The sequence below is a fragment of the Kitasatospora phosalacinea genome, from assembly GCF_000717185.1.
Classification (GTDB): domain Bacteria; phylum Actinomycetota; class Actinomycetes; order Streptomycetales; family Streptomycetaceae; genus Kitasatospora; species Kitasatospora phosalacinea_A.
The window spans coordinates 25,469-34,806 of record NZ_JNYE01000081.1 but is presented as its reverse complement, the minus strand read 5'-3'; the positions used below and the strand labels follow the sequence as shown (position 1 = coordinate 34,806).

The 9,338-nt window shown below is 73.7% G+C and carries 8 protein-coding genes; 3 read left to right on the top strand and 5 right to left on the bottom strand.

The genetic code is table 11. The features are described from left to right. Positions 1-203: 203 nt before the first annotated feature. Genes OO57_RS28225 through OO57_RS28215 form a run of 3 tightly spaced genes read right to left on the bottom strand, consistent with a single transcriptional unit; the run spans position 204 to position 3,483 of the window. Positions 204-1,289 carry a threonine aldolase family protein gene (locus OO57_RS28225; protein ID WP_199811346.1) on the bottom strand — a complete coding sequence of 362 codons (1,086 nt, stop codon included), beginning with the start codon at positions 1,287-1,289 and terminating at the stop codon, positions 204-206. Next, positions 1,286-2,047 carry an SDR family NAD(P)-dependent oxidoreductase gene (locus OO57_RS28220; protein ID WP_033255508.1) on the bottom strand — a complete coding sequence of 254 codons (762 nt, stop codon included), beginning with the start codon at positions 2,045-2,047 and terminating at the stop codon, positions 1,286-1,288. The genes OO57_RS28225 and OO57_RS28220 overlap by 4 nt, the downstream gene beginning before the upstream one ends. Further along, the gene (locus OO57_RS28215; protein WP_033255507.1) at positions 2,044-3,483 is read right to left on the bottom strand and encodes a DUF6421 family protein; all 1,440 of its coding nucleotides are present in this window, start codon (positions 3,481-3,483) and stop codon (positions 2,044-2,046) included. Before OO57_RS28215 ends, OO57_RS28220 begins: the two co-directional genes overlap by 4 nt. A gap of 365 nt (positions 3,484-3,848) precedes the next feature. Here OO57_RS28215 and OO57_RS28210 point away from each other — a divergent pair, with 365 nt between their 5' ends. Further along, positions 3,849-4,397 (top strand): DUF5134 domain-containing protein, encoded by a 549-nt coding sequence (locus OO57_RS28210; RefSeq protein WP_324606803.1) that lies wholly within the window; start codon positions 3,849-3,851, stop codon positions 4,395-4,397. Positions 4,398-4,626: 229 nt separating this feature from the next. Next, a complete protein-coding gene (locus tag OO57_RS28205; protein WP_033255506.1) occupies positions 4,627-5,574 on the top strand; it encodes a M56 family metallopeptidase in 948 nt (315 codons plus the stop codon). Between the two features lie 143 nt (positions 5,575-5,717). On the opposite strand, the gene OO57_RS28200 is transcribed toward OO57_RS28205, so the two are convergent. Next, complete coding sequence (locus OO57_RS28200; protein ID WP_033255505.1) at positions 5,718-6,137, bottom strand: MarR family winged helix-turn-helix transcriptional regulator; 420 nt, start codon at positions 6,135-6,137, stop codon at positions 5,718-5,720. An 88-nt stretch (positions 6,138-6,225) separates the two neighbouring features. On the opposite strand from OO57_RS28200, the gene OO57_RS28195 reads away from it, so the two are divergent. Next, positions 6,226-7,785 (top strand): MFS transporter, encoded by a 1,560-nt coding sequence (locus tag OO57_RS28195; protein ID WP_051778340.1) that lies wholly within the window; start codon positions 6,226-6,228, stop codon positions 7,783-7,785. Between the two features lie 370 nt (positions 7,786-8,155). Here OO57_RS28195 and OO57_RS28190 read toward each other — a convergent pair whose 3' ends face one another. Continuing rightward, positions 8,156-9,022 carry a helix-turn-helix domain-containing protein gene (locus OO57_RS28190; protein ID WP_081974021.1) on the bottom strand — a complete coding sequence of 289 codons (867 nt, stop codon included), beginning with the start codon at positions 9,020-9,022 and terminating at the stop codon, positions 8,156-8,158. Positions 9,023-9,338: the final 316 nt, after the last annotated feature.

The following is a 9,338-nucleotide window of genomic DNA, read 5'->3' as shown; positions in this document are numbered from 1 at the left end:
AATACGAACGGGGACGCGAAAAGGACGCGACCCGTCACGGATCAGCTAGCTGGTTTTCCAAGGGATTGGCCGCCCCGGGACCGTCCACACAGATGCGTGTCCGGTGCTCCCTGCCGAGCGACCAGTCAACACTACGCCGGATCGGCGGCGGGTGCAAACAACGGCACCCCGGCCGCCGATCCGGCGTGCAGGGCCAGTGCGGGTCAGGCCTGGCGGGACATCTCTTCCGCGATGGCGGCGGCGAAGGCGTCGATGTCCTGTTCGGTGGTGTCGAAGGCGGCCATCCAGCGGACCTCGCCGGTGTGCTCGTCCCAGAAGTAGAAGCGGTAGCGCTTCTGGAGGCGTTCGCTGACCTCGCGCGGGAGGAGGGCGAAGACGGCGTTGGCCTGGACGGGGCGGACGACGGTGACGCCGGGGATGTCGCGGACGGCGGCTTCGAGGCGGCGGGCCATCGCGTTGGCGTGGCCGGCGTTGCGGAGCCAGAGGTCGCCGGTGAGGAGGGCTTCGAACTGGACGGAGACGAAGCGCATCTTCGAGGCGAGCTGCATCGACATCTTGCGCAGGTACTTGAGGTTGCGGACCTTCTCGGGGTCGAGGACGACCACGACCTCGCCGAGCAGCAGGCCGTTCTTGGTGCCGCCGAAGGAGAGGACGTCGACCCCGGCGTCGGTGGTGAACTCGCGGAAGGGGACGCCGAGGGAGGCGGCGGCGTTGGCGAGCCGGGAGCCGTCCATGTGGACGAGCATGCCGCGCTCGTGGGCGTGCTCGCAGATCGCCCGGACCTCGTCGACCGTGTAGAGGGTGCCGAGTTCGGTGGACTGGGTGATCGAGACGGCGAGCGGCTGGGCGCGGTGCTCGTCGCCCCAGCCCCAGGCCTGCTGGTCGATCAGGGCGGGGGTGAGCTTGCCGTCGGGGGTGGGGACGGTGTGGATCTTGATGCCGGCGAGCTTCTCGGGGGCGCCGCACTCGTCGACGTTGATGTGGGCGCTTTCGGCGGCGATGACGGCGCCCCAGCGCGGCAGCACGGCCTGGAGGGCGACGACGTTGGCGCCGGTGCCGTTGAAGACGGGGTACGCCTCGGCGCGGTCGCCGAAGTGGCGGCGGAAGACGGTCTGCAGGTGCTCGGTGTAGGCGTCCTCGCCGTAGGAGACCTGGTGGCCGTCGTTGGCGAGGGCGATGGCGGCGAGCACCTCGGGGTGGACGCCGGCGTAGTTGTCGCTGGCGAAGCCGCGGACGGCGGGGTCGTGGTGCCGCACCGCGTCGGTGGGACCGGTAACGACGGGGTTCATCGGGCTGTCAGCCACAGGTGCTGTCCGTTCAGTTCTGCTGCGGGGCGGTCCCAGAGGGACGCCAGGGTGGTGGCCAGGTCGGCGGTGTCGGTGAAGCCGGCGAACTTGGCTTCGGGCTTCTCCGCCCGCATCTCGGGGCTGACCAGGGCCTTGATGACCAGGATGACGGCGGCGGCGACGGGGTCGCCGTCGGGGTCGGTGCTCTCCTTGCGGAAGGAGTCGGCCATCGCGAGGGTCCAGGCCTCGGTGGCGGCCTTGGCGGCGGCGTACGCGGCACCGCCCGCGGTGGGCTTGTGCGCGGCGGCGGCGGAGACCATGGCGTAGCGCCCGGCGGGGCTGCGGAGCAGGGCGGGCTGGAAGGCCAGCGAGGTGTGCTGGAGGGTGCGGACGACGGTGTCGTGCAGGAAGTCCCAGTCGTCGATGCGGGTGTCGAAGAAGGTCTTGCTGCCGCGCCAGCCGCCGACCAGGTGGAGCAGCCCGTCGACGCGGCCGTGCTCGGCCTCCAGGTGGTCGGCCCAGTCGTGGACCTCCTGCGGGTCGAGCAGGTCGATGACCTGGCCGTGGACGTCCGCGCCGGGGACGGCGGTGCGGACGGCGGCGAGGGCCGCGTCCAGCCGGTGCTGGTCGATGTCGGCGCCGACGACGGTGGCGCCGTCGTAGGCGAGGCGGCGCAGGGTGGCCTGTCCGGCGGGGCCGCTGGCTCCGGCGACGGCGACGACCTTGCCGTGCAGGGGGCGGGTGTCGGCGGGGGCGCTCACGCGGCGGCCTCCTCGGTGTTGGTGGTGCCGGTGATGCCCTTGGTGCCCGCGATGACGCGGCCGAGCTTCTTGGCGAGGGCCTCGTAGAACATGCTGAGCGGGAACTCGTCGGGGTGGACGGCGTCGCACAGCGCCTTGCGCAGGGCCTTGTCGTCGGCGAGGTCGAGCGGGAGCGCCTCGGGGCCCTTGGCCCAGGTGGAGGCGGGGTGCGGGGTGAGGTAGCGGGAGACCAGCTGGTAGGCGGCGATCCAGTGGGCGGTCTTGGGGCGGTCGATGCCCTCGCGGTAGAGGGTCTCGATCTCGGCGCAGAGCTGGTTGGTGGTGTCGGCGACGCGGTCCCAGTCGATGGTGAGCCGGTTGTCGCGCCAGCGCAGGGCGTCGTGCTTGTGGAGGTAGGCGAAGAGGAGCTGGCCGCCGAGTCCGTCGTAGTTGCGGACGCGGTCGCCGCTGACCGGGAAGCGGAACAGGCGGTCGAAGAGGATGGCGTACTGGACGTCGCGGCCCTGGGGGTGGCCCTCGGTCTCCAGGCGGACCGACTCCTTGAAGGTGTTGAGGTCGCAGCGGAGCTCTTCGAGGCCGTACATCCAGAACGGGCTGCGCTGTTTGATCATGAAGGGGTCGAAGGGCAGGTCGCCGTGGCTGTGGGTGCGGTCGTGGACGAGGTCCCACAGGACGAAGGTCTGCTGGGTGCGGTCCTGGTCGCGGAGCAGTTCGGCGGCGTCGGCGGGGATGTCGAGGCCGAGCTGGCGGACGGCGCTGGTGGTGACGGTGCGGAAGCGGGCGGCCTCGCGGTCGCAGAAGATGCCGCCCCAGGTGAAACGTTCCGGCGCCTCGCGGACGGCCACGGTCTCGGGGAAGAGGACGGCGGAGTTGGTGTCGTAACCGGCGGTGAAGTCCTCGAAGGCGATGCCGAGGTAGCCGGGGTTGTCGAAGCGGGTGCGCTCCAGTTCGGCGATCCAGTCGGGCCAGACGACCTTGAGCAGGACGGCTTCCAGGTTGCGGTCCGGGTTGCCGTTCTGGGTGTACATCGGGAAGACGACCAGGTGGCCGGTGCCGTCGACGCGGTGCTCGTTCGGGCGGAAGGCCAGCAGCGAGTCGAGGAAGTCGGGCTCGCGGTAGCCGGTGTCGGCCCACTTGCGCAGGTCGGCGCGGACGGCGGCCAGGTAGTCGGCGTCGTGCGGGAAGAGCGGGGCCAGTTCGGCGACGGCCTCCTGCACGGTCTCGACCAGCGGGTCGACGGCGGGGCGCGGCACGGCGGCGAGGTCGATCGAGCCGTCCTTGGACTGCAGCGGCCGGAGGGCCTCGACGGCGTCCTTGAGGCGCGACCAGGCCGGGTGGTCGGCAGGCCGGTCGACCGGGCCCGTGGCCGGGCTCGCGGCCGGATCGGTGGCGTGGGCGTCGCCCGCGATCGCGAGCGTCGGCGAAAGATTCTGCATCACAGGCTCACTTCGACAGGAGTTATTTCGACAGGACCACGTTAAATGCGAAAGGTTCTCCGGCTCAAGGCCAGTTTGACGGTAGTCGCTCCAGTTCGTAGTACCGCCGCCCCTCGTTCCCGCCGCGGTGGATGAAAACGGACAGATCCGACGCCCGCGGGGCCGGTGGGCCCGGTAGCCCCGACCATGCCCCCGGGCCCACCGGCCCGCCACCGGGGCGCCCACGGTGCGCACCGGGCCGGTCACGCCTCGGTGCGCCCCCGTTCGCGCCCTACTGCGCCCGGACGGGGTCGGTGATCGTGGAGGTGCTGCGGTGTCCGGGCAGCTCCGGCGCGGGGGAGGAAGCGGTGCACGGTCCGGCGTTGGTGAACTGGCTGCTGGCGGCGCTGGCCGCGGGCAGCGGCGGCTACTGCGGCTGGCGGGTCCGGCGCGGGAGCCGCGACCCGGCCTGCAGCGGGCACCACCGGGCCCGCCGGGAGTCGGACGTGCTGGAGGCCTCGATGGGGCTGGGCATGGCCGGGATGGCGCTGCTGCCGGGGGTGTTCTGGGGCTGGCCGTACGCCCTGCTGGCCGCGGTGCTGCTGGTCGGCGCGCTGGCCGGGCGCGGGGCGGGGCTGCGGGCGCACCGGCTGCACCACGGGATAGGGGCGCTCGCGATGGCGTACATGGCGCTGGCGATGGCGGGCGGGGGCGGCGCGCCGGGCGGGCACGCCGAGCACCACGCCCAGCCGGGCGGGCTGCCGGTGCTGACGGGGGCGCTGCTGCTCTACTTCGGGGCGTACGCGCTGTGGGAGGGCAGCCGGGTGCTGACGGCGGGCGGGGGCGCGGGCGGGGGGCCGGTGGTGGCGCCGCTGCCGCGGGCCTGCCGGGCGGCGATGGGGATCGGGATGTTCGCGATGCTGCTGTCGATGTGAGCGCGGGCCCGGCCGCCGTCACACGCCGACGGGCCGCCGACGGGCCGCTGACGAGCCGCCGCGGGGCGTTGACAGGGCGCCGACGGGGGCTGACGGGGCGTCGGGGGCGGTGCCCGGGCGTGGTCTTGGTCACTGGGGCGCCCCTGGCGTTCCGCGCGGGCGTGCGGCGGCATAGGTTGGGGGGAGGCGCACCGCCGCGCCTCTCACCCCTCCCTCGGGGAGCCCTGCCATGACGGCACTGCTGAGCCTGCTGCTGCTCGGACTGCTGCTCGCCACCGTGGCGCCGAGCCGCCTGGCCCGGGCCCGCTGGCCGGAGCGCGAACCGGTGCTGGCCCTGCTGGTGTGGCAGACGCTGGTGGTCGCGGTGCTGCTGTGCTGCGTGCTGAGCCTGCTGCTGGCGAGCGCGGCCGCCCTGCCCGCCTGGCGGGACGTGGTCTTCTCGGGCGCCCCGGCCGGGGTCGAGGGCGCGTACGGACTGGCGGGCCGGGAGGGCTGGGGGCGGCTGTCGGCGGCGGTGCTGGCGGCGGGCGGGGTGTGGACGGCGGTGTCGCTGGCCCGGGAGATCCGCTCGGCGCGCGCGGAGCGCGGTCACCGGCACGCCCAACTGGTGCGCCGTGCGCCGGAGTTGCCGAGTTCGCTGCTGCCACGTCGGCGCCGGGTGCGGGAGCCGCTGGTGGTGCTGGAGAACGTCCGGCCGCAGGCCTGGTCGCTGCCGGGGCCGCGGGCCCGGCTGGTGGTGACCACGGGGGCGCTGCAGCAGCTGTCGGACCGGGAGCTGGCGGCGGTGCTGAGCCACGAGCGCGGCCACGTCCGGGCCCGGCACCACTGGCTGGGGCAGTGCGCGCAGGCGCTGGCCACCGGGTTCCCGGGGGTGGGGGTGTTCTCCGCGTTCCGCGACCAGGTCGCGGTGCTGGTGGAGCTGGCGGCGGACGACCGGGCGGCGCGGCGGCACGGCCGGGTGACGACGGCGCTGGCGCTGGCCGAGCTGAACAGCGAGGTGTTCGCCTCCTGCCCGCCGGCCCAGCTCGCGCAGTCCCCCGCACGGGTGGACCGGCTGCTGCTGGGCGAGCCCCGGCTGCCCGTCCCGGCCCGGCTCGGCTGGACGCTGGCCGCGCTGGCCGCCCCGCTGGGCGCGGCCCTACTGGCGGCGGCGCCGGGGCTGTCGGCGCTGCTCTGAACCGCCGAGCCGCTGAACCGCCGAGCCGTTGACCGCCGAGCCGCTGCGCCCGACGGGGCGGGCGGGCAGCCGGGCGGGCGCCCGACCGGGCGGGCGTGGTGGACGCGGGCGGCTGCTCGGCCCGCCGCTCCCCGCGTACCGGCTCAGGCCTCCGGGCCGAGCGTCTCGGCGAGGATCCGGCGGTGCACGGGGCGGGCCCTGCGGTGGCGCTCGCGGCCCTCGTCGGTGAGCGCGATGTAGATGCCGCGCCGGTCGTCGACGCAGTGCGTGCGCCGGACCAGGCCGGCCTTCTCCATCCGGGCGACCAGCCGGGAGAACGCACTCTGGCTGAGGTGGACGGTGCCGGCCAGGGTCTGCGCGCGCTCGCCGCCGCCGGGCTTCTCCTGCTCGAACTCCCGCAGCCGCTCCAGTAGTTCGAACTCGCTGACGCCGAGCCCGAACGCCTCTCCCAGCTCCCGGTCGATGGCGCAGGCCGTGGCCGCGTGGCGGGCCAGCAGGGCGCGCCACTGCTCGCTGAGTGCCGTCTCCGCGGCGGGGTCGTGGTCTGGGTCGAAGTCGGTCACGCCGCAACAGTAGCACATGCACGCGCATCTGTTGCATCCACATTAAATGCACTTGCATCCCATGCGTGTGCATGTAGCGTTCTGTGCCATGACCGACACGACCGTGCTCCGCACGCCCACGCCTGTCACCGCCACCGACCGACCCCCGTCCGGCCCCGGCCCCGGGGCCGACGCCCGCTGGAGCCCCCGCCTGTGGGGCGCCCTGGTGGTCCTGTGCGCCGCGATGTTCCTGGACGCGCTGGACGTCTCGATGGTCGGCGTCGCCCTCCCCTCCATCGGCGCCGACCTGCACCTGTCCGACTCCGCCCTGCAGTGGGTGGTGAGCGGCTACGTCCTGGGGTACGGCGGGCTGCTGCTGCTCGGCGGCCGCGCGGCCGACCTGCTGGGCCGCCGCCGGGTGTTCCTGGTCGCGCTGGGCGTGTTCGCCGGCGCCTCCCTGCTGGGCGGGCTGGTGGACAGCGGGCCGCTGCTGATCGGCGCCCGCTTCCTGAAGGGCGTCAGCGCGGCGTTCACCGCCCCGGCCGGCCTGTCCATCATCACGACGACGTTCCCGGAGGGCCCGGCCCGCAACCGGGCGCTGTCCATCTACACCACCTGCTCGGCGGCCGGCTTCTCGCTCGGCCTGGTGATCAGCGGCCTGCTGACGTCGGCGGGCTGGCGGCTGACGTTCCTGATGCCCGTCCCGGTCGCCCTGGTCGCGCTGCTCGCGGGCCTCAAGCTGCTCCCCCGCCGCGGCGACGAGCACCGCTCCTCCGGCGGGTACGACGTGGTGGGCGCGGTCACCGGCACCGCGGCGGTGCTGCTGCTGGTGTTCACGGTGACGGAGGCCCAGGGCGCGGGCTGGCTGTCGCCGCGCACCCTCGGCTCGCTGCTGCTGGTGGCGGCGCTGGCGGCGGCCTTCCTGCTGGTCGAGGCGCGCACCGCGCACCCGCTGGTCCGGCTCGGCATCTTCCGCAACGCGGGCGTCCGCCGGGCCAACCTCACGGCGCTGACGCTGATGGGCAGTTACGCGGGCTTCCAGTTCGTGGCCACGCTGTACCTGCAGCGGCTGCTGGGCTGGTCCGCGCTGGAGACGGCGCTCGGGCTGCTGCCCGGCGGCGCGGTGGTGGCGCTCTCGGCGGGCGCGGTCGGCCGCCTGCTGGACAGGTTCGGCCCGGCCCGGGTGCTGCCGGTGGGCGTGGCCTCCATGGCGGTCGGGTACGCCCTCTTCCTGCGGCTGGACGAGCACAGCGGCTTCCTCGGCCTGGTGCTGCCGAGCATGCTGCTGATCGGCGCGGGCTTCGCCCTGGCCTTCCCCTCGATCAACGTGGCGGCGACCTCCGGGGTGTCGGACGACGAGCAGGGCCTGGCCTCGGGCCTGGTGAACACCGGGCTCCAGGTCGGCGGCGCGATCGTGCTGGCCGCGACCACGGCGGTGCTCACCGCGGGCAGCGGCGGCGGCACCGACGCGCACGCCCAACTGGCGGGCTACCGCCCGGCGCTGCTGCTGGTGACGGGCACCACCGCGCTCGGCCTGCTGACCGCGCTGGTCGGCGCGCTCCGCCCGGCCCGCAGCACGACGGCACAGGAAGCAGCAACGGCACGGGAAACACCGGCGGCGCAGGAGGCAGCGGCGGCGCGGTCGAAGGAGGTGCGGTCGGGGCACTGAGGAGAGCACGGGCGGTCGACCCCTCGCCGCCCGAAGCGCTCCGCCGGTGCGTCGGAACCCGGCTCCACCAAACCCCCGTGTTGGTGGAGCCGGTGCGCCGTCCGCACCGGGCCCGGACGGGGCGGTACGGACTTCGGAGCAGCCACCATGGCAGTTCGGCGGGGCACGGTCAATGCACCGGGTCCGGCCGATACCGAACTGCCACCCGCGCCAAGGAGGTTGGCGGAACGCCCCGCTCCACCCGCACGCCCCCCCGGGCCCCGGCGCACGCCGGGGCGGACCCGCGCCGCCGCCGACGCTCCCGGCAGTCCCAGGGCTTCCGGAGCCCCGGGCGCTCCCCGCGCTCCCGGCCCTACTGGCCCTCCCGGCCCTACTGGCTCTTGAGGATCGAGTGCAGCAGGTCGAGGGTCTGCTGCGGGGTCAGGCTGTCCACGCACAGCCGCTCCATCACCTGAAGGTACTCGTCGACGTCGTCGCGCTTGTCCAGGTAGAGGGCGCTGGTGAGCTGCTCCACGTAGACCACGTCGGGCAGGTCCTGCTCGGGGAAGCGCAGCACCGAGAAGGCCCCGCTCTCCCCGGCGTGCGCGCCGAACCGGAACGGCATGACCTGGACGACCACGCTGGGGTAGCCGGCCAGTTCCACCAGGTGCTCCAGCTGGGCCCGCATCACCTCGGGCCCGCCGACCGGGCGGCGCAGCGCGGCCTCGTCGATGACGGCCCAGAGCTTGGGGCCGCGGCCCTCGGTGAGCAGCTTCTGCCGCCGGATGCGCAGGGCGACGCGGCGGTCGATCTCCTCCTCGTCGAGGGCGGGCCGGTTCTGCGCGAAGATCGCCCGGGCGTACTCCTCGCACTGGAGCAGGCCGGGGACGAACTGCACCTCGTAGGTGCGGATCAGGGCGGCGGCCTCCTCCAGACCGATGTACGTCTGGAACCAGTTGGGCAGCACGTCGTTGTAACTGTGCCACCAGCCGGACTTGTTGGCCTCGCGGACGAGCGCGAGCAGTGCCTCGCGGTCGGGGCCGGTGGAGAGCCCGTAGAGGCTGAGCAGGTCGGCGACGTCGCGCTCCTTGAAGGAGACGCGGCCGAGTTCCATCCGGCTGATCTTGGACTCGGAGGCGCGGATCGCGTACCCGGCGTCCTCGCGGGTGATCGCGCAGCCCTCGCGGAGTCGGCGGAGCTGCGAGCCGAGGAGGATGCGGCGCACCATCGAGCCCCCGCTGGGCTGAACTGTGGTCATCTGACCAAACCTCCACTCGGACGGACCAGTTGCACAGTCTGCCATCAGTTGGGCGCACTGAGTGTCGGTAGTGGTGCAGCGGGCTACCGCTTCGGCCACTCCGGGTCCATCTTGCACGTGCATCCGGAGCATGCATATGCCAATCGCACGACTGCACGTGAATCGACTCTTGCATCTGCCGTGAGCGCAGAGGACCATGGTGCACGTGCACTTGCACGCCCTGGCAATCCCGCGGGCTCCGCGTCGACCCCAAGCGCGAATCCGCACACCCTCCCGGCAACGCCCGCGCGTCGCTGGGTACTTGTGTGTGCGGACG

What these genes read in the sequence shown, in the direction of transcription:
- OO57_RS28190 (WP_081974021.1), bottom strand. Translation starts at nt 9,022, where the DNA reads ATGACCACAGTTCAGCCCAGCGGGGGCTCGATGGTGCGCCGCATCCTC.
- OO57_RS28215 (WP_033255507.1), bottom strand. Translation starts at nt 3,483, where the DNA reads ATGCAGAATCTTTCGCCGACGCTCGCGATCGCGGGCGACGCCCACGCC.
- OO57_RS28225 (WP_199811346.1), bottom strand. Translation starts at nt 1,289, where the DNA reads ATGAACCCCGTCGTTACCGGTCCCACCGACGCGGTGCGGCACCACGAC.
- OO57_RS28195 (WP_051778340.1), top strand. Translation starts at nt 6,226, where the DNA reads ATGACCGACACGACCGTGCTCCGCACGCCCACGCCTGTCACCGCCACC.
- OO57_RS28205 (WP_033255506.1), top strand. Translation starts at nt 4,627, where the DNA reads ATGACGGCACTGCTGAGCCTGCTGCTGCTCGGACTGCTGCTCGCCACC.